At 38.8% G+C, this 20,732-nt stretch carries 18 protein-coding genes; 8 read left to right on the plus strand and 10 right to left on the minus strand.

The annotated features are described in order from the left end of the window. Positions 1-199: 199 nt before the first annotated feature. The gene (locus FC84_RS06645; protein WP_057757073.1) at positions 200-784 is read right to left on the minus strand and encodes a guanylate kinase; all 585 of its coding nucleotides are present in this window, start codon (positions 782-784) and stop codon (positions 200-202) included. Between the two features lie 47 nt (positions 785-831). Here FC84_RS06645 and FC84_RS06650 point away from each other — a divergent pair, with 47 nt between their 5' ends. Further along, positions 832-1,062 (plus strand): hypothetical protein, encoded by a 231-nt coding sequence (locus tag FC84_RS06650; protein WP_057757074.1) that lies wholly within the window; start codon positions 832-834, stop codon positions 1,060-1,062. A gap of 121 nt (positions 1,063-1,183) precedes the next feature. Here FC84_RS06650 and FC84_RS06655 read toward each other — a convergent pair whose 3' ends face one another. Further along, positions 1,184-1,807 carry an LVIS_2131 family protein gene (locus FC84_RS06655; RefSeq protein WP_057757076.1) on the minus strand — a complete coding sequence of 208 codons (624 nt, stop codon included), beginning with the start codon at positions 1,805-1,807 and terminating at the stop codon, positions 1,184-1,186. An 85-nt stretch (positions 1,808-1,892) separates the two neighbouring features. After that, positions 1,893-2,801: a LysR family transcriptional regulator gene (locus FC84_RS06660; protein ID WP_057757078.1), complete on the minus strand. Its 909-nt coding sequence runs from the start codon at positions 2,799-2,801 to the stop codon at positions 1,893-1,895. A gap of 172 nt (positions 2,802-2,973) precedes the next feature. Here FC84_RS06660 and FC84_RS06665 point away from each other — a divergent pair, with 172 nt between their 5' ends. The 5 genes from FC84_RS06665 (at position 2,974) to nrdF (ending at position 8,692) form a co-directional block, all read left to right on the plus strand. Further along, on the plus strand, positions 2,974-4,170 hold the full coding sequence (locus FC84_RS06665) for an aminotransferase-like domain-containing protein (RefSeq protein WP_057757080.1): 1,197 nt from the start codon (positions 2,974-2,976) through the stop codon (positions 4,168-4,170). Between the two features lie 342 nt (positions 4,171-4,512). Beyond that, positions 4,513-4,749 carry a glutaredoxin-like protein NrdH gene (nrdH, locus tag FC84_RS06670; RefSeq protein ID WP_057757081.1) on the plus strand — a complete coding sequence of 79 codons (237 nt, stop codon included), beginning with the start codon at positions 4,513-4,515 and terminating at the stop codon, positions 4,747-4,749. Beyond that, positions 4,749-5,138: a class Ib ribonucleoside-diphosphate reductase assembly flavoprotein NrdI gene (gene nrdI / locus FC84_RS06675; RefSeq protein ID WP_057757083.1), complete on the plus strand. Its 390-nt coding sequence runs from the start codon at positions 4,749-4,751 to the stop codon at positions 5,136-5,138. The genes nrdH and nrdI overlap by 1 nt, the downstream gene beginning before the upstream one ends. Next, on the plus strand, positions 5,110-7,275 hold the full coding sequence (gene nrdE / locus FC84_RS06680; RefSeq protein WP_057757085.1) for a class 1b ribonucleoside-diphosphate reductase subunit alpha: 2,166 nt from the start codon (positions 5,110-5,112) through the stop codon (positions 7,273-7,275). Before nrdI ends, nrdE begins: the two co-directional genes overlap by 29 nt. A gap of 451 nt (positions 7,276-7,726) precedes the next feature. Next, the gene (gene nrdF / locus FC84_RS06685) at positions 7,727-8,692 is read left to right on the plus strand and encodes a class 1b ribonucleoside-diphosphate reductase subunit beta (protein WP_057757087.1); all 966 of its coding nucleotides are present in this window, start codon (positions 7,727-7,729) and stop codon (positions 8,690-8,692) included. A 55-nt stretch (positions 8,693-8,747) separates the two neighbouring features. Here the strand turns inward: nrdF and FC84_RS06690 are convergent, their stop codons facing one another. Continuing rightward, positions 8,748-9,521, minus strand: coding sequence for a putative ABC transporter permease (locus FC84_RS06690; protein WP_057757088.1), 774 nt, complete (start codon positions 9,519-9,521; stop codon positions 8,748-8,750). Positions 9,522-9,524: 3 nt separating this feature from the next. Beyond that, positions 9,525-10,178, minus strand: a complete 654-nt coding sequence (locus FC84_RS06695; RefSeq protein ID WP_057757090.1) for a hypothetical protein — start codon at positions 10,176-10,178, stop codon at positions 9,525-9,527. A 384-nt stretch (positions 10,179-10,562) separates the two neighbouring features. Between FC84_RS06695 and FC84_RS06700 the strand changes: the two genes are divergently transcribed. Then, a complete protein-coding gene (locus FC84_RS06700; RefSeq protein WP_151425872.1) occupies positions 10,563-12,926 on the plus strand; it encodes an ATP-dependent DNA helicase in 2,364 nt (787 codons plus the stop codon). A gap of 580 nt (positions 12,927-13,506) precedes the next feature. On the opposite strand, the gene deoD is transcribed toward FC84_RS06700, so the two are convergent. The 3 genes from deoD to deoC are packed head-to-tail and all read right to left on the minus strand — an operon-like array spanning position 13,507 to position 16,117. Beyond that, the gene (gene deoD / locus FC84_RS06705) at positions 13,507-14,205 is read right to left on the minus strand and encodes a purine-nucleoside phosphorylase (RefSeq protein ID WP_057757093.1); all 699 of its coding nucleotides are present in this window, start codon (positions 14,203-14,205) and stop codon (positions 13,507-13,509) included. 10 nt (positions 14,206-14,215) lie between these two features. Continuing rightward, positions 14,216-15,412, minus strand: coding sequence for a phosphopentomutase (locus FC84_RS06710; protein ID WP_057757095.1), 1,197 nt, complete (start codon positions 15,410-15,412; stop codon positions 14,216-14,218). A 33-nt stretch (positions 15,413-15,445) separates the two neighbouring features. Next, positions 15,446-16,117, minus strand: coding sequence for a deoxyribose-phosphate aldolase (deoC, locus tag FC84_RS06715; RefSeq protein ID WP_057757097.1), 672 nt, complete (start codon positions 16,115-16,117; stop codon positions 15,446-15,448). Between the two features lie 220 nt (positions 16,118-16,337). Here deoC and FC84_RS06720 point away from each other — a divergent pair, with 220 nt between their 5' ends. Then, positions 16,338-16,586: a GlsB/YeaQ/YmgE family stress response membrane protein gene (locus tag FC84_RS06720; protein WP_057757099.1), complete on the plus strand. Its 249-nt coding sequence runs from the start codon at positions 16,338-16,340 to the stop codon at positions 16,584-16,586. Positions 16,587-16,633: 47 nt separating this feature from the next. Here FC84_RS06720 and yjeM read toward each other — a convergent pair whose 3' ends face one another. Next, positions 16,634-18,124, minus strand: a complete 1,491-nt coding sequence (yjeM, locus tag FC84_RS06725; RefSeq protein ID WP_083479570.1) for a glutamate/gamma-aminobutyrate family transporter YjeM — start codon at positions 18,122-18,124, stop codon at positions 16,634-16,636. A 381-nt stretch (positions 18,125-18,505) separates the two neighbouring features. Continuing rightward, complete coding sequence (gene spxB, locus FC84_RS06730; RefSeq protein ID WP_057757101.1) at positions 18,506-20,329, minus strand: pyruvate oxidase; 1,824 nt, start codon at positions 20,327-20,329, stop codon at positions 18,506-18,508. Between the last annotated feature and the right edge of the window lie 403 nt (positions 20,330-20,732).

Raw genomic sequence — 20,732 nt, forward strand, 5'->3', positions numbered from 1 at the left:
CTAATGTAGAAAGCTGCTTTTATTTATATGTTTCAAAAAATAGTTGCAGTTCCTTATATAACGTTAAGGATGCACTTTTACATGATATCTTATATCACTTATTAGTAAGTGATCATCTTATTGCTAAAAATCAGTCTAAAGTCTTGTGAATAATTTTTAAAATATGCTATACTCTTCCCTATCATTCATTAAAGCGTCGTTATTGAGAACAGTTTTGGCGGATTTCAGCTTTAATAATCTCGTCGATCTGTTGCTTAGCTGTTGCCCAATGATCGTTATTAATCACCTTAGCAATTGATTTTAGAGCTGCTGGCACTTGTAAGTCACGTTTTGACTCTGCACTTGCTAATCTTTTCTCAATTTCGGCCGGTTGGTCGCCTCGTGCTTCTAAGCGTGGCAACAAAACTTCAGGATTCGAGACGGTAATGAATAGCACCACAATTTGTTGGGGCATAACTTGCGCATAAGCTTCCGCACCTTTAGTTTCCACAACTAGGCTAACAAAGGGCTGCTTGTGCCAAGCTTTTTGCAATGCTTCGCGTGATGAACCGTAATGATATCCCGAATAACTAACTGCTTCAATGTAATGATTCTGCTTAAAACTCGCTTCAGTTTCAAAGTAATAATCTCGGCCATCGAGTTCATTAGTCCGCGGTGGCCGCGTTGTGTGGGTAATGACACGTTGAATGCCATAATTATCACGCAAGTAATGACTAATTGTGGTTTTGCCAGTGCCAGAAGCGCCGGTAATAATAAACAATTTATTGGCAACTGTTCTGCTCATAACGACTCCTAATTTACGAAAATTAATTAGATTGTGAGGACCTTAAATTGAAAATTTCAGATATTCACGTTGGTGATACATTAAATTGTCACGTCAAAGAAGATATGGAGCATGATTTTGTCGGTACAGTCGAAAAGGTCTATGAAAATTCTGCCTTATTAACAATTACTGAAAGTGACGAAATTGATAAAAGCAATGTGATCGAATTAAATCATAAGATTGTGGTTAGCCATAACGGCCTATCCCCAATCGCCGAAGAAAAATCGATTGCCCAATAAGATGAAGTCTGGTTCAAGTAAAACTTGAACCAGACTTTTTTAATAGCCTTAATTTTAAACTGAATCAATATTAGCGGTTAACCGCAATTGGTTCCAATACTTAATAGTTAAATCTAGTTAACTATTTCTTACTAACAAAGGTACTTGATGGCACTCGAATCATTGTGTAATCTACGGCATTTTTACCGACGCGCATGCCTAAACCGTTCCAAAAGTTAGGTTTGTAAGTTGCCCGGGCAGTAGCAACAAAGGCTTGTCGATAATCTTGATCGGCTTTTTTAATTAATTTTTCAGGAATTTTATAAACTTTAGACCCAATGGAAACTGGATCATCACCAGTTGCAATACTGGCATGAATACTCTTAACCTGATATTTATTACCTTCAGTCCAGTAAGTGTAATTTTGAATTGGTGTCCGTCCTGCACCTTGCTCAACGGTGACGAAATAACCATTTGCACCATTAGTCTGCAAAACTAACGGGGTTGTGTCATATTTAACAGCAACCATTTTTTGATCAGCGACGTCAACATGACTAAAGAAGGTTTGATAACTCATGAAACCTAAGCCACCAAGAAAAATCACGATCAATAATAAATCAAGTAACATCGTCGACAAGCTAAACGTTCGCTTGGTCATAATAATCATCTTAATATGACGATGACGAATATTTTGAACGATGAAAATTAAAAAGACTAATAAAACAAACCAGGCTGCTAAGCCAATCCAATTCCATGCTGAATTCATATGAAATCCTCCCACACATCTATGGCTAAATTATAACGTATTATCAAAACTCATGCCTTAAATTGCCATCAATCTTAAAAAATGACTATTTACTTGGCAAACTTGCTAAGTACTGATCGCCGTACGCTTTGGCTAAATACTGATCAATTTCTTGAATCATGCGTTGCGTCGAAGGTGCTTCTGCTTGCACTTTATTAGTCACTAAGCAAACAGTTCGGTGGAACGATTCTGAAAAAGGAAAAACCTGAACATCATCAGTAATTTTTTGTAGCGCTAATTCCGGCAAAATACCTAAGCCCAAGTTACTAGCCACCATAGCCAAAATCGATTGGTCATCAATTGAATAGGAAATCGAATTTGGGGTCACGTTATAACGATCAAGTGCTTTTTTCGTGCCACCCTCATAATCGATTTTTTGTAGAATAAAGTGCCGGTTACCAATATCATCAGTGGTCACGTGTTTCTTATCTTTAGGCGTAAAGTTCAATGGTGCCACGCAATAAATCGGATCATTAATCAATGGTGTTACCATCAAATTACTGGCAACGGGTAAGGCTGAAAACCCAATGTCAATCTTACCTTGCTGCACCATTTCATCAATTTCACGAAACGTTCCTTGAACAATACTAATCTCAATATTAGGATATTTCTTACGAAACGAGCGAATAATCGGCGGTAACCAATTAATACAGACACTACTAAACCCACCAATTCGAATCGAACCTGAATTTACTCCCTGAATACTATCGGCAACTTGGCGCAAGCGCGACTCAGTATTGAGAATTGATTGCACAATCGGATAAACCGTTTCTCCATCAGGTGTTAGTGTTACCCCAGTACGGTTGCGAATAAACAGTGGAAAACCCAACTCATTTTCAAATTGCGTAATCGAATGACTGACTGCACTAGGGGTCACATTTAACGCCTGAGCGGCTTGATAAAACGTCTTGTATTCGACAACCTTGGCAAAAACCTCATATTGAAATACCGTCATCCTGTTACCTCCTAGTAATGCTCATATCCCGATTGGTTAAGGACATGGTTAAAAATCAACTGGTTTTACTTTTTAGTTGAGTAAAATTCATCTTACATTGAATAAGTTGAATTTTACTAATCTTTAGTTTTAGTCTATCATAAAATTATCGAGAAAAGAACGGAGGATTACTATGAATCAGTTAGCATCGCGTACGAAAATGACAAGTCAAACTGGTTTAGAAGATCTTATTCCTGACATTACTGGCGATATTATTTCTTTTGCCGGTGGCTTACCTGACCCTGAACAATTTCCCAATCAAGCCATCACTGAAAGTTACCAACGGGTTTTACGTGATAACGGGTTAGACGCCTTGCAATATCATAACGCTAAAGGTTATCGACCCTTACGTGAAAAATTAGCCGCTCAACTTAATCAAGAAAATTATGGCATCACTGCAGACGAAATCATCTTAACTCAAGGTGCTCAACAAGGCTTAGACCTCGTGGCCAAACTACTATTAAACAAAGGCGATAACATTGTAGTAGAAGCCCCGACTTATACCGGTGCATTGGCTGCCTTTGCTGCTTATGAACCAACCTACTCGGAATTACCCATGGAAATGGATGGCCCCGACTTAACTCAATTGAACAAAATTCTGTTAACTCAGAAAATTAAATTCATTTACGTCATTCCTAATTTCCAAAATCCGACTGGCATTGTCATGTCCTTAGCGAAACGCCAGCGTTTAATCGAATTAGCCAACCGCTACCACGTGATTATTTTAGAAGATGATCCTTATCACTATTTACGTTTCAGCGGTGAAAATCTACCTTCACTGAAGTCCCTAGATACAGAAGGTCGCGTGATTTCTTTAGGTAGTTTTTCTAAAATTCTAGCACCTGGTTTGCGGTTAGGCTGGTTATTAGCTGACCCAGAACTCTTAACGCAAATTCGCTACTTAAAAGACGGCACAGATTTGGAATCACCAGAATTAACTCAGCAAGTTGTTGCTGATTATTTAGAACATCATGACTTTAAGCAACACTTGGCTAACTTACGCGCTGATTACAAACAAAAACGTAATTGGATGATGACCGCCTTAGATAAATACCTACCGGCGGGCTTCGAGTACTCTCACCCCGATGGTGGTTTCTTCTTATGGCTAAAAGGTCCAGCCAATTTGGATTTCGATAAGATTCTCCGCGAGCGCATGGCACCGACTGAACATATTCTGTACGTTCCTTCAGTCAACCTTTATGCCAGCAAGTCTGTTTATAATGGTGCACGTATTAGTTATGCGGCGCCTGATGAAGCAACGATTGATTACGGTATTCACCGTTTAAGTGACGTGCTACGTGATGAACTGCGCCAAGCTCAAGCATTGTAAGATTAACGAAAAATCGCTAAATCCATATTCGGATTTAGCGATTTTTGCAATTTAATGCCTATTGCCTAAACAACTTTTGTCTTACTCCTTTTATCGCACTTTTTTCACAAAGCGAACGCTTGTTTAACACGCAAAGCGCTATTAGTCAATCAAAAAATTTAAATTTATTTTTTGTAAGTTAAAAATCGCGTCAATAAGGCAATACCACATATAGAATGTTAATTTTGCGGCAATAGCTATATGTTGTGTTAAATGATTTTTGTGGCTATAATCAATTCATGGCTTACTAATCGCCTTGAACCTCATAACCTTGTTATTTACGATTAAAAGGAGTTAATGAACATGAATAATCACAAAGTTGTTGTCTACACACGTAACGGTTGTATGCAATGTAAAATGACAGAACGTTATTTAAATGAACACCAAATTGGCTATCAAGAAATTAATATTGACCAAAATCCTGAATCTGCTAATTACTTACGCGAAAAAGGTTATAAGAGTGTGCCTATTGTCTTTCGTGAAGATGCACAACCGATCATTGGTTTTCAACCAGCCGCGTTAAGAAAGTTGGTTGGTTAATGACTGCCATTGCTTTTTATTCAATTACCGGCCAAACTCGACGTTTTATTGAAAAAACCGAGCTAGCCGCTTACGAAATTACTGATGCTAACCCTTATTATGAAATGGGCGAACCTTATGTTTTAGTCATCCCTACTTATGATGACGAAATGTTAGAACCCGTGATTGATTTCCTTGGCTATAACAGTAATCATCAACAATTAGTCGGCGTAGCTGGTGGCGGCAATCGTAATTTCAACGACCTTTATATTCATAATGCTAAAGATATTGCCAAAGGCTTAGATGTGCCCGTTGTTTTTGACTTCGAATTCAATGGCACACCAACCGACGTTAAAAATTTCAAAAAGGTGGTGGCTCAACTTGGGCTTAAAGCAGTTAAACATCAGTGACGTCACTTATTTCAAATTAAATAACGAACTCAATCGCCCGGTCAACGGTCAAATTCCTCTTAATAAGGATCATGAAGCACTGGCCGCTTTTCTTAAGGAAAATGTTGAACCTAATACGAAGAAATTTGCTTCAATTACCGAAAAAATCCAACGCTTAATTGCTGAAGATTACCTTGAAGCTGATTTTATTCAAAAATATCAACCTGAATTTATTGAAAAACTCTATCAAGAATTATTAGATCAACATTTCACCTTTAAATCGTTCATGGCCGCCTACAAGTTCTACAATCAGTACGCGATGAAGACTAATGATGGCGAATTTTATCTGGAGAACTTTGAAGAGCGCGTTTTATTTAACGCGCTATATTTTGCCGATGGAAACGAACAACTAGCAACGCAATTGGCTGACGAAATGATCCACCAACGCTACCAACCAGCTACGCCTAGCTTTCTTAATGCTGGCCGTAAACGTCGCGGTGAGTTCGTCTCCTGCTTCCTAATTCAAATCACCGACGATATGAACAGTATTGGTCGCGGCGTTAACAGTGCCTTACAATTATCTCGAATCGGCGGCGGTGTCGGCATTACCTTATCTAACTTACGGGAAGCTGGTTCGCCAATTAAGGGGATTACTGGCGCTTCTAGTGGTGTTTTACCAGTAATGAAGTTATTGGAAGATAGCTTTAGTTACAGTAACCAATTAGGTCAACGCCAGGGTGCTGGCGCTGTTTATTTAAATGTCTTTCATCCTGATATCATTAGTTTTCTTTCTGCTAAAAAGGAAAACGCTGATGAAAAAATTCGTGTTAAAACTTTATCACTAGGCGTCATTGTTCCTGATAAGTATTACGAATTGGTTCGTAACAATCAAACCATGAACTTATTTAGCCCCTATGATGTTGAGCGAGAATATGGCGTACCTTTCTCATATGTTGACATTACGGCTGAATACGATAACTTGGTGGCTAATCCTAAAATTAAAAAGTATCAAATTCAAGCCCGCGAACTTGAAAACGAAATTAGTAAATTACAACAAGAATCTGGTTACCCTTATATTCTAAATATCGATACAGTTAACCGTGCCAACCCAATTGATGGCAAGATTATTATGAGTAACCTTTGTTCTGAAATTCAACAAGTTCAAACACCATCGATCATTAACGATCGCCAAGAATACGAACAAATGGGCTCTGATGTTAGCTGTAATCTTGGTTCAACTAATATCTTGAACTTAATGGCGAGTCCTGATTTTGGTCAGTCTGTCCAAGCCATGACGCGCGCGCTAACCTTTATTTCTGATAGCTCTAATATTGAAGCCGTGCCGTCAATCGCTCATGGTAATCGATTAAGCCATTCAATCGGTCTGGGTGCAATGGGCTTGCATACTTTCTTAGCTAAGCATCATATTGAATATGGTTCGCCAGACTCATTGGCTTTTACTAGTACTTATTTCATGTTGTTGAATTACTGGACATTAGTTGCCAGCAACCAAATTGCTGCTGAACGTCACGAAACGTTCTATAACTTTGAAAAGTCAGCCTACGCTGATGGCAGTTACTTTGATCAATATCTTCAACACAGCTTTGCGCCAACTTCAGAAAAAGTGGCCGAACTATTCAAGGGTATTTTTATCCCGGGACCAGATGAGTGGCGTGAATTAAAAGCTAAAGTACAAAAAGATGGGCTTTATAACGAATATCGCCTGGCCGTTGCACCAACTGGTTCAATTTCTTACATCAATGATACCAGTGCTAGTCTCCATCCAATTACCCGCTTAATTGAAGAACGGACTGAAAAGAAAAACGGTAAGCTTTATTTCCCAGCGCCATTATTGGATAATGAGACACTTCCTTACTACAAATCTGCTTACGATACAGACATGCGTAAAGTAGTGGACATCTATGCTGCTGCGCAACAACATATTGATCAAGGCATGAGTCTCACATTCTTCATTCGCTCAACCATTCCTGACGGTTTGTATGAATGGAAAAACGAACCTGAACAAACTACCCGTGATTTAAGCATTCTGCGTAACTATGCTTATTATCAAGGTATTAAGTCAATTTACTACGTCCGCACCTTTACCGACGATGCACAAGAAGTCGGCAGTAACGAATGTGAAAGTTGCGTTATTTAAAGCATTCTTCTTCGTGTCTACACGAAATACGCTGGTGGAACGCTGCGAGTTTGATTTGAGCCAAATAAATTTGTCTCAAATACAAACTTTATTGTAAGTGACAAGTCACTAACAATATTGCCGTGGCTGACCGCGATTTCGCTCCGGCACTGACTGAATAATACCGTTAAAGTTTAAGTCAATCTGCCAATTTGTTCACCAGCGCTTGCACAAATAATAGTTTTAGTTGTCAGTTCACTGGTTTAGTGGCGGTAAATCAATACCGCTCAGTAGTGATATTAATGTTAGCAATTTATTGCTTACATTAAGGTTCGACTTGAAGGCGATTCATTTGGCTTCAAGCGATACCCACTACGTTCCAGCGACAAGTATTGATTTACCGCCACGGCGCTACACAATCTTAGCTAAGTACAATCATTTACACCTATAAAAATACTAAAAGGAGTTCATTATGGTCGAAACATATTACAAAGCTGTCAATTGGAACGCAGTTGAAGATGCAATTGACAAAGCGACTTGGGAAAAATTAACCGAGCAATTCTGGTTGGATACCCGAATTCCCTTATCTAACGATCTTGATGATTGGCGTACGCTAAATGCCACCGAAAAAACCGTCGTTGATCACGTTTTTGGTGGTTTAACTTTATTAGATACCTTACAATCACAAGATGGCATTGACCAATTACGTAAAGACGTGCGAACCCCACAAGAGTTAGCAGTCTTCAATAACATTCAATTCATGGAATCTGTGCATGCTAAAAGTTATTCCTCAATTTTTAGTACCCTTTGTTCTGCTGAAGAAATTGATGAAATCTTTGATTGGACTGACCACAACGAATTTCTGCAAAAGAAAGCCAAAATGGTTAATGAGATCTACCAAAACGGCAAACCTTTAGAAAAGAAAGTTGCTAGTGTTTTCTTAGAAACATTTTTATTTTATTCTGGATTTTACACACCTTTGTATTACTTGGGTAACAATAAATTGGCTAATGTGGCCGAGATTATCAAATTAATTATTCGTGATGAATCAGTTCACGGCACTTACATTGGTTATAAGTTCCAAGTTGGCTTTAAAGCTCTCTCAGAGGACGAACAAGCGCGCTTCCAAGATTGGATGTATAATCTACTCTATGATCTTTATGATAACGAGGAACGTTACACAGAGGCTTTATACGATGATGTTGGTTGGACTGATGATGTTAAAGTTTTCCTACGCTATAACGCTAATAAGGCTTTAATGAATCTTGGTCAAAATCCGCTTTTCCCTGATACAGCAGATGATGTTAACCCAATCGTTATGAATGGTTTATCAACAGGGACGGCTAATCACGACTTCTTCTCTCAAGTTGGTAACGGCTATTTATTAGGTCACGTTGCTGCAATGAAAGATCAAGATTATGATATTGGTCGCAAATAATGAACAAAAAAAGCTTAGGATAAGTTATCCTAAGCTTTTTATTATGCAGTCAACTTTACTTCTTACGTAAAGCTTCGACTAAATCTTTAATTTCAGTTGTTGGTGAAGTAATATTCTTCATCTTCATGTTAGGGAAACTCTTTAACAAATGACGTTGACCAAAACTTAAGTTAGATAAACGCGCTGCTAATTTTGGATTGTCCTTCAAGACGTCATCCCAATTCTGCTGCAAATCGGTCCGCACTTCGCCCAGTTCGGTAGAGAGCTTGGCTTTGCGATCCTCGATAGTCGCATTGAGTTTCTCCATTCGTTGCCGGAATGATTGCAAGTTGGCTAAAGTAAAGCCAAAGTCAAACATGCCGATGGCAATTAGAACAACTGGCAATAACAAGCCAAAAGTTGCGCCAGCCCAATCAACCCAAGCTAAAACTTGGGGTTGAACGAATTCAACGATTAAAACACAGCAAATACCCCAGAAAAGTGAAACGGGTAAAGCAACATAGCCGCCAAGATTAAGCGGTACTTTTTCATAATTCCACCATTTGGTGTGGAAGATTTTTTCTAATAAATAACCTGTCAAAAATTCTAAAGCCGTCACCACAATTGTCGCTGAAATATAAAGCAAGACAATATTATTAACCCACGGTTTCAACAAATACAAAACTGCCAGAACGCCAAAGCCATAAATGGGAATAATCGGGCCAATCAAAAAGCCCCGACTGACAAAATGGTGTTCTTTCACTAAATACAAACCCGTTTCCCAAAGCCAACCAATAAAGCCATAAACGAAAAATTGTAAAACCACTTCAATAAAAGTATTAGGATTCATTGCCTAGTCCTTAGCCGCCGTTTTCTTAGCGGTCGTCTTTTTCTTGGCTGTTGTTGCCTTTTTGGTGGTTGCTTTTTTAGTAGTCTTAGTTGTCGCTTTTTTGGTTGTGGTTTTCTTAGCAGCAGCTTTTTTCGTCGTAGTCTTTTTAGTAGTGCGTTTTTTAGTCGCAGTCTTCTTGGCTGCCGGCTTTGGTTCTGGTTTAGGTGCTGGTGGATTTTTAAAAGTATCAACAATGATGGCGTACTTTTCAGCTAACATTTTAGCCAAGTCATCGGCTGATAAGTCTTGATCACTTTCACCTAGTAAATCAATGTGTAGTTTAGAAACGTTAATGAATTCTGAGCGGGTAACCAAATAAATCTTTAGTGGTACTAATGCTGTTTCATCTTCAAAAAATTGATTAACCTTCTTAAAATCGACCATTGGTAAATTAACCGGGCTCATTTCTAGACTAAACTTAACAGCGGGTTCAGCCGTTGCTTCGTAGCTAGAAAAACCTAAGCGACCTTCATCTAATAATTCTTGAAGATTATCGATTAAAGCCGTTGCTAGCTGTTCAAAGCCAGCCTGATTTAAGTCAAATTTTGCAGAGACTGCACGTTCAGCAGGCTCTGTTTCTTTTAAATAATTTTGATATTGCTCGATTGATAATTTCATGAGTCTACTCCCCATATTCTAATGAATTAATCATACCACCTTGCTCACCGTATTTCGACCAACAGTCTTAGCAAAAACTTCTGAACGCGATGAATTTGCCATGAAATACAGTCTTACTTGAGGTACTAAATTCTAGAGCGATTAGGTGGCTGTTCTTCGTGCCTACACGAAATACACTGGTGGAACGCTGCGAGCATTGGTTTAAGCTGATTGGAAAAATCGGCTTAAACTAATACCACATTCCATGCGCAATCTTTGCGGAAGTATAAAGAACAACAATCTATTAATTTTCTACTATTTAACTGATTAGCAGTGCTAAGTCATTTTTTCAAACACACATCGGGTATAATAAGGGCAATGCATTATCTTAAAGGAGGCGAGATCGTGGTACAGAAAATCGGCATTCGCGAATTAATTGAATTTACGTTACGCTCCGGTGATCTCGTCGCGCAATCGCGCAGTAACCATACTGCTTTAGAAGGTGCTCGGATTCATCGCAAGCTGCAGAAACAAGCCGGTCCTGATTATCAAAAAGAGATTAGCTTGAGCTATGAGACGACCTTAGATGACCAAGCCATCAAAATCGAAGGTCGCGCGGATGGTGTCATCATTGATCCTGATACGCACGCTATTCTCGTGGACGAAATTAAAACCGCTGAAGCCGACTTTGCTGATTTGACACAGGACGCCTTAACTCGTTATTGGGGTCAAGCCAAATTTTACGCTTGGATTTTAGCTAAGCAAGAAAAAGTCGACCAAGTTACCGTCCAATTAACCTATTTTCAAACGACGACCGAAATCATCACCCGTAAGCAACAAGTCTGGTCATATGAAGACTTAGATAAATTTGTACAGGACGTTTTAAAAGAATACGAATTCTGGTTGCATTTAAGATCGCAGTGGTTAATTGAACGTAACACAGCGGCCAGCCGGTTACAGTTTCCTTATGCCGACTTTCGCGCTGGTCAACATCAATTTGCTGGCGTTGTTTATAAAACCATTGCCGCTCAAAAAATATTGCTCACCGAGGCGCCCACTGGAACCGGTAAAACCATCGCGACGCTTTTTCCTACCGTTAAATCGTTTGTCGACAATAAAGTTCAGCGCATTTTTTACTTAACGGCTAAAACCAGTACCCGCGCGGTGGCTGAGCATACCATTAATGACCTGCGTGCCCATCAAGCAAAAATTAAAAGTGTCACCATCACGGCCAAAGATAAAATTGCCTTCCCTGTTCCCGAAGGTTATCCTGCTGGCCACTCGCCTTATACCGATGGTTATTACGACCGAATTAAACCGGCACTCAAAGATTTAATTGCCCACGAAGATAATTGGGATCGGGCCACCATTGAAAAATACGCCCATAAACACACCGTTGATCCCTTTGAATTTAGTTTGGACGCGAGTTTATTTGCAGATGTGGTGATTGGTGACTACAATTATTTATTTGACCCGCAATCTTATTTACTGCGTTTCTTCGCTAATCCGCAACCAGGTAATGTTTTTTTGATTGATGAAGCCCATAACCTGGTCAGTCGTTCCCGTGAGATGTATAGTGCCGAATTAACCCAAGCACCACTCAAAGCCATCGAAAAAAATATTCGCGGTCAAAAAACACAGGCCATCGCCGACCTACGCAAAGCGCTAAAACCACTGAAAGCCAATTTTAAAAAACTACCAACACTACTACCCGAACCAGCGCTTGATGAACAACCGATTGCCGATCTTGAAGATGATTTTATTAATCAATTTTATCAAAGCCAAGAATTATTACGTGATTGGTTAGGCCAAAATCAAGATCATCCGCTCCACGAAGATGTTTTAAACTACTTCTTTGAGTTAAACAGTTGGCTGCGCATCTATGACTTTTATGGTGATAATTATCAAACCATCGCCAAAACTAAACCAACGTTAACCTTAGCGTTACGTTGCCTAGATGCCAGTTCTTATTTACAAGAAAGTCTGCATAAGGGTGACGCAACTATCTTATTTTCAGCAACTTTATCGCCACTTAATTATTATCAAGAAACACTCACGGCAAATGATTCGGATGACTTAGTTTTTCGAATGCCCTCACCTTTCCCATTGAACAACCAACGCCTGCTCATTACCAACTACATTCAAACAACTTATGGAAAGCGGGCCGCTAATTTGCCCAAAATCATCACGGCGTTACAGAAAATGATTGCAGCTAAAACGGGCAATTATTTAGTCTTTTTGCCATCCTATTCTTACTTAACTGAAGTGGCAAACGAATTCCAACTTAAAAATCCAACCGTCAATGTTATTCAGCAAGATACTTATCATGACGCACAATCACGGCAAGAATTTCTAGATCAGTTTGCTACGACTAATACCGAAACGCTCGTTGGTTTCGCTGTTTTAGGTGGTTCCTTTGCAGAAGGCATCGATTTAAAAGGCGATCGGTTAATCGGCGTTGCCATTATTAGCGTCGGTTTGCCCGGCCTTAGTCTTGAGAATAACCTAATTAAAGATTACTACCAAGCAAAAAATCACCAAGGTTTTGCCTATGCTTATCAACTCCCCGGTTTTAATAACGTGATGCAAGCTGGTGGACGTCTCATTCGTGACGCCACCGATCACGGAATCATTTTATTAATCGACCAACGCTTTGCTAGCACTCGTTACCAGCACCTATTCCCACCACATTGGCAAAACCAGCAACAAGTCCGTAACGCTGATGAACTAGCACAACAATTAAAGTTGTTTTGGGAAAGCCAAAGCTAAAGTTACATCGTTACACTACTTCACGCCTCCGGAAAATACGTGGTGGAACGCTGCGAGTTTGGTTTAAGCCGAATAAAATTTGATTCGTCTCAAACACAAGCTTTGTTGTACGTGGCACAGTCACTAACAACAATTCCGTGGCTGACCGCGATTTTCCTCCGGCACTGACAAAAGAGATATGGTATGCGACTCAACTGCAGCTTTTGTGTTTTTTGGAATTGGAAATACTTTAAACAGCGTCTCACCACGTTCCATACGCAACTTTGTGGAAGTGCGGTGAAGCACACAAGATAACAGTTTTGGCTTTTTAGCTCATAAACTAAGTGACAGCAAGAAAATACCGCTCAGTAGTGAAATTCTTGTTACTACTTTAGTATTTACAAGAAGGCTCGTATTTAAGACGATTCGGCTTAAATCGAAACCCACTACGTTCCAGCGCTAAGTATTTTTTTACTGCCACGATAACATCCCAAGTGCCATACGCAATTTTGCGAAAGCACGAAGAACTTCAGAATAATAGTTTTTAGTTTCCGCCACACAAAAAAGCTAGCACAATAATGTGCTAGCCCTTTTTAATCGCTTAATTAACTTGTAGTGCCAAATTAATCATATCGTTAAACGAAGTTTGTCGTTCTTCAGCGGTTGTTTCTTCACCAGTTACTAAATGGTTACTGATCGTTAGAATGGCTAAAGCCCGGCGATGGAATTTAGCAGCTAACAAATAAAGCGCTGGTGATTCCATTTCCGTTGCGAGAATACCATAATCGATTAATTTTTGTTTGTCTAATTCATCGTTATAGAAACGATCCTCACCTAAGACGTTCCCAACATGCCACTTCATACCTTCAGCTTCAGCAATTTTTGCTGCTTGTGATAGTAAGCCGTAATCAGCAATCGGTGCAAAATTAACACCTGGTCCAAAAGTATTCGTCACAATTGAAGAGTCAGTTGAAGCCGCCTGTCCTAAAACAACATCGCGAATATGAACATCACTACCCATGCCACCGGCTGTACCAACCCGAATCAAAGTTTGGACATCGTATTCTTGAATCAGCTCGTTAACATAAATTGAGATTGAAGGAATTCCCATCCCTGTGGCTTGAACAGAAACACGTTCACCTTTATAAAGGCCAGTGTAACCAAAGCAATTGCGAATTTCATTATAACGATTAATATCAGTTAAAAAGTTTTCGGCAATATATTTTGCCCGTAATGGATCACCAGGTAACAATACTTTTTCAGCAATTTCACCTTTACTAGCACCAATATGTGTACTCATTAGCTTCCTCCTACTTCAACTCTGCTAAAAAACTCTGGCCAACTTCTTTACCAGTCACGTGGAAGTTATCAAGAACCGTCGCGCCAAAATCAGAGAATGGTGAACGAATCCCTAATGAACCCGTTCCCGTACTTGGTGAGTAAGCCAACAATGGCACATATTCACGGGTATGATCCGTTCCTTTAAAGCCTGGATCATTACCATGATCTGCTGTAATAATCAGTAAATCATCGTCATTTAATTTTGGCAATAATTCACCTAGACGTTCATCAAAGGCCATTAAGGCTTCACCGTCACCTTGAGGATTACGACGATGACCATACATTGCGTCAAAATCAACTAAGTTCGTAAAGCAAAAGCCTGTAAAATCGGTGTCGGCAGCAGCAATGGTTTTATCCATGCCGTCCATATTGCTCGTTGTATGCCAACCTTTAGTAATTCCATGACCAGAGAAAATATCATTAATCTTGCCAACACCAAGTACATCTAGACCAGCAGCCTTTAAACGGTCTAAATCAGTTGGTTCTGTTGGTTCTAAGGTGTAGTCATGACGATCACTCGTCCGTACGAAATGATCCTTGTCAGGGCCATTGTAAGGCCGCATAATGACACGACCAACATGATATTCATCAATCGTCAACGAACGGGCATACTCACAAATTTTTCGCAATTCGTCAAGCGGAATAATATCAGTATGACCGGCAATTTGTAAAACAGAATCACCAGACGTATAAACAATTAAATCACCAGTAGCCATTTGTTGTTCACCATAATCATGAATCACTTCTGTTCCGGAATATGGTTTATTAACGATAACTTTACGACCACTGAAATCTTCAATTTTTTTGATTAATTCTTCAGGGAAACCATTAGGGAAGAAGCCTAATGGTTTAGTAACAGGCAAGCCCATCATTTCCCAATGACCATCCATACTATCTTTGCCGGCTGAGATTTCAAACATCTTGCCATAATAGCCTTCTGGATCAGTAATAGGTTCGACGCCAAGAATTGGCTTATCTTCACGAATATTACCTAAACCAAGTTTTTGTAAATTAGGAACACTGAACTTACCTTGCCAGAATTCACCGATATGACCTAGTGTATCGGCACCTTCATCGCCAAATTTAGCAGCATCAGGTGCTTCACCAATCCCAATAGAATCAAGGACAATCCCAAAAACACGCTTGAAACGATAATCATTTGTCAAAGTAACGCCCTCCTTGAAAAATAGTCGCAAAAATTAGTTTTGAGCTGCTTCGTATTCTTTCATAATCGCAACAGAAGCGCTCGCACCGATCCGGTTAGCACCAGCATCAATCACAGCTTGAGCATCAGCTAAACTATGCACACCACCTGAAGCCTTAACGCCAATATCAGGGCCAACAGTTTGCCGCATAATCGCAACATCGTGAGCATTAGCGCCACCAGTTGAAAAACCAGTTGAAGTTTTAACAAAGTCTGTGCCACCAGCAACAGCTAATTGGCAAGCCTTAACTTTTTGATCGTCAGTTAATAGTGACGTTTCAATAATCACTTTTAATTTAGCACCACCAGCATGAGCAGCCCGGGCAACATTTTCGATATCAGCTTTAACAGCGTCATCATGGCCGGCAATTAATTCACCAATGTTAATCACCATATCAACTTCTTGAGCGCCGTCATGTAAAGCTTGGGCAGTTTCAGCCACTTTAGAAATAGTCGTTGTTGCCCCCAGAGGGAAGCCGATAACAGTACAAGTAGTAACACCAGTACCTTGTAATTCATCAGCTGTTAATTTAACCCAGTATGGATTAATACAAACAGATGCGAATTGGTATTCCTTAGCCTCGTCAATAACTTTACGAACCTCATCTTCAGTTGCTTCCGGCTTCAATAAAGTATGGTCAAAATACTTTGCAAAACTTTCCATCAAAACACCCCTCTAATTAATATGCATGAGCATGATTTATTATAAAAATACCTACTTGCATCATACCATTAGCCGTGATTTGATGATAGTTTTAATGCAAAATATCATTCTGGAAATACGCTAATTACAAATCACTAAAGCTTAGTAAGCCGCTCTTTTTCTTCAACGAGAATAAAGCTTATGCTAGAATGAAACTAACTCATTATGAAAAGAGGTTAAATTTATGGGTTGGTTATGGACATTAATTATTGGCGCTATTATTGGTGCAATCGCTGGTGCAATTACCAGTCGTGATATGCCCTTAGGCTGTATTGGCAACATCATTGGTGGCTTACTCGGTGCAAAATTAGGTCAAATGATCTTTGGTACTTGGGGACCGCAATTAGCCGGCATGGCGTTAGTGCCTTCTATTTTAGGTGCTGTGATTGTTGTGGCAGTTATTTCGTTATTTATCGGACACAATAAACAATAATTTAAGCAAATAAAAAAGACCGCAATTACGGTCTTTTTTTATTTGCGTTATTTTTTCAATTTTTTCTTACGTAACAAGTAGAATAATTCTGCCACACCACCGAAGAAGACTGGTCCAATAATTGTCCAGAAAGCAGTCATGTAATCATGTTCTAAGATTGGTTGAATAGCCGTGAAGACAATCCCTAATACTAAAACAACCAAAATCACAAAAACAATTAAATTCGTAAACAATTTATTTTTATAAGCGACAAATGGTCGTTTTAAATCTTTTCTCTTCTTAAAATATGGGAAAGCAGCAACTAAGAATAAATAAGGCACGGTTGTTGAAATATTACCCATATCTGTCAAGATTGAGTAGAATTTCTGAGCACCAGAACCACCAAATGAAATTAAAACCACAACGATACAAACAAAAGCAGCTTGAATCCACATTGCAAAGGCAGGCATGCCATGTTTGTTTAATTTTGTCATTTTAGTAGGCCACAATTCTTTAGGTGAACCTAGAATAAATGACTTCAATGGTGAGTAAGTCATAATGAAGAAAGAACCACAGTAAGCCATAAACATACTCAAGCCAGCAAACCGCGACAATAATGAACCTAATAGTATTGATGTTGAGTGAGATAAACCAATACTTTCACCAAAGAAAAGACCTAAGTTGTTCATTAAGATATAGGTAATATTACCAAGGTTAACATTATCACCACCGATAACTTTAACCCAGTTCGTGCTAATTCCCCAAAGGAAAATTGATAATGAATAGAAAATCGTAATAAAGAAAGTCGCAAATAAAATACCACGTGGGAAATTCTTTTCCGGATTATCTAAGTCATCAACAATTCCACCCATGGTTTCCATACCGCCATATGCAAAAATCGCATAAATAACAAATGAGAGAATTGCTAAAGGTGAACCAAATGATGTATTAGGTGATTTTACAAAGCTACTCATACCGGTAATAGGTTGTTGCAGTTGACCATGATTAACTATCAATAAAATAATTGAAGCGGCAAAGAAGATGCCGGTTAATACCATGATGAAAATACCACCGATCGAACCAATCCGGGCAACAGAATCCACGCCCCGAGCTGTCACAAAAGTAACAATGATCATCCAAATAACCGCCAATAGGCCAACCGTTTGGATAGGTTGTAACCCTAAGAAATGCCAAGTCTGCGTTTGATCAGAACCAGCAATTAAAGTCGTTAAAGGAATCCAAATTTTAGATGACGTTGAAACCAACCAAATAACCCAGCTAGCTAACCAAATAAACGTACCAACAAAGGCAACCCGTTCGCCAATTGAATTAGATAACCATGAATAAAAACCACCGTGACTATCTTTTAAAGCCGAACCATATTCAGCAAACATTAACCCTGATGGTAAGAAGAAGATAATAGCTGCAAAAATATACCAAACAATACTTGCATAACCCATTTGTTCAAAAGCAACAGTCGTGTTACCAAAACCATAAATCGATGAAAAAATCATTAAAATTAAGCCAATTAATGAAATCTTTTTAGTGTTATTTTTCAATTACTGCACCTTTTTCTATTTATTGTCTAGGCTCAATTATGCTCGCAAATGATTAATTATGCAATATGTTTTTGCAAAAGCGGCTTTTTATGCAGAATGAGTTTGACATTTTTCTCATTTAATTCAATTAAAAATAAATTTTATCCATTTATAGCATTTAAAAAATAAGTTTAACTAGTTATTAACGATAAAGACTGTTTCTTTATTCTCACTTTTATAAAATTTATTTAAACTGCCGTCAGTTCTACTTTTACTGTTAGCGCTGCTGAATAATCGCCAAAATTCCAATATAATTGTTCAACTTTCTTTTTAGTTGTAACAATGGGTAACTTTAATAACAAACAAAAAACTGTCTGACTAAATTGTCAGACAGTTTTTTGTTTATAGTTCAACGCCAGCTTCATCAAAGAAGTGAGTTAATGGTTTTAATTCTTTACCATTGTACGCTGCAAAGAATTCTTCTACTGAATCTGCTTTTGGTAACGTATGATTAGCGTTATAGTTCGCACTAATCGATTCGGTTAACTTACCATCTTCAATCTTCATTTCTAATTCTTCAACTGGTAAACCACGTTTAGCCGTGATTTTAGCATCAATTAAGAATGGTCGCCCGGCTTTAGTAACGGCTAGTGCTTGATCAAAAGCAGCTGCTAATTCACTGCTCTTGCGAACAGTCACTGATTCAATTCCCATTGCCTTAGCAATCATCGCAAAATCTTGGTCTTCAATATCAATCCCACTATGTTGAACCATATTAATATCATCTTGCTCTGATTTAATAAAGTTCAAAGTTGTATTGCTAGTAATAATATTAATGACTGGTAATTGATATTTCTTCTCCGTAATTAAATCTTGCATCACCATTGAAAAGGCCCCATCACCAGAAATATTGAAGACTTGGCGATCTGGATAGCTTAATTTACCAGCAATAGCGCCTGGTAAACCATAACCCATAGTTGCAAACAACGATGAGATCGTCCATTTATTCTTAGGCGTAATATCCAAGTAACGGAACGAGTTAATAATGTTATCACCAACATCAATTGAGAAAATTGCATCTGGTTCTGCAATACGGTTAATTTCTTTATAAATTGGTTCGAATTCTAACGGATCAGTTTCTCGGTTAGTCATCTTGTCAAGATACTCACGCCAATTTTTATTATCAGCAACTGCTGCTTTAAAGAATGGTGTTGGTTCAACAGCCTCGCTGTGCGCTAGTAATTTCTCAACGAAATCCGTTGCATCACTCCAAATACCATAATCCAAATAATGATGACGTCCGAATTGTGCCCGATCAATATCGACCTGAACGAATTTAAATGGATGAGTCCGATAGACTAAATTAGCAAATGGGAAATCTGCCCCCAAGGCAATTACTAAATCAGCCACGCCAAAAACTTCTTGAGCTGCCTTCATAGCTGCCCGGTTAGCGAAACCTAGATTACCTTCATAATCATCACGAACTAACCCCTTAGCTAAACCAGTAGTCACAATCGGAATTTGTAACTTCTTAGATAACTCAACTAATTTTTCGCCACCAGCACCAATACCACGACCAACATGGATCACTGGACGTTTAGCTTGTTTGATCATTTCTAATACATGATCTGCTTCTTCATCAGTTGTACTTGGTAGTGGTTGTTTCTTCATATCAGATGGTGATGTACTAGTATAAGGTTCATCTGCAATTTGCACATAGCCAAAATCATTAGGAATAACAACAACAGCTACACCACTATATTTATACGCTTCACGAATCGCCTTATCCACAACATAAGGCAAACTTTCCGGTGTCATGACCAAACGATTATAAACTGCCACATCTTCAAACATCGGATTTTCGGCAAATTCTTGGAAGTAATTATAATTCATATTAGTACTTGGTACTTGCCCAATCAATGCCAAAACCGGCGCATGATCTTCACGAGCGTCATATAAGCCAGTTAGCAAGTTCGTTGCGCCAGGTCCCGCTGAACCAAAAGTTACCGCAATTTTACCAGTTAACTTAGCATCTGCACTAGCCGCAATCGCACCAACCTGCTCATGACGAATTTGGACATATTTAAGACGCTCTTTTTCAGCATCCAAAGCTGCCATCGTTGAGTTAAAAGAGCCACCTGGGTAACCATACACATGCTTAACTCCCCATGCCTCAAGAACACGTAACATTGCGACACTTGCAGGAATTGTATTTTGATTAGACATAATCAGCACCTCATATTTTCATAATTATAGTTGATCAATGAATTTTCCGTTGCGAATTAAATAGCGTTTGTTATTTGCAACCGATTTCATCGCATAATATAAAAATATACTATTGGAATAATTTGTGCAACAGATATGCTCACAATAAAGAACAGTTGTTTTTAATTTAAAAAAATAATGATATATATTTTTAGGCATTTGTGATCAAATTGATCGATAGCGTTAATTGAGTCAATGATTATTTATAGATTTAATGAAGACAGTTTGTTTTCTCTGTATTAGATGCAGCTATATTAATTTTATGTACAAAAAAAGAACTCATAATTTTCATTATGAGTTCTTTCAAGTTAGCGTGGCAGCGCCCTATCCTCGCAGGCAGTCTCCCACCAACTACTCTCGGCGC

Source organism: Lapidilactobacillus dextrinicus DSM 20335 (assembly GCF_001436095.1).
GTDB lineage: Bacteria > Bacillota > Bacilli > Lactobacillales > Lactobacillaceae > Lapidilactobacillus > Lapidilactobacillus dextrinicus.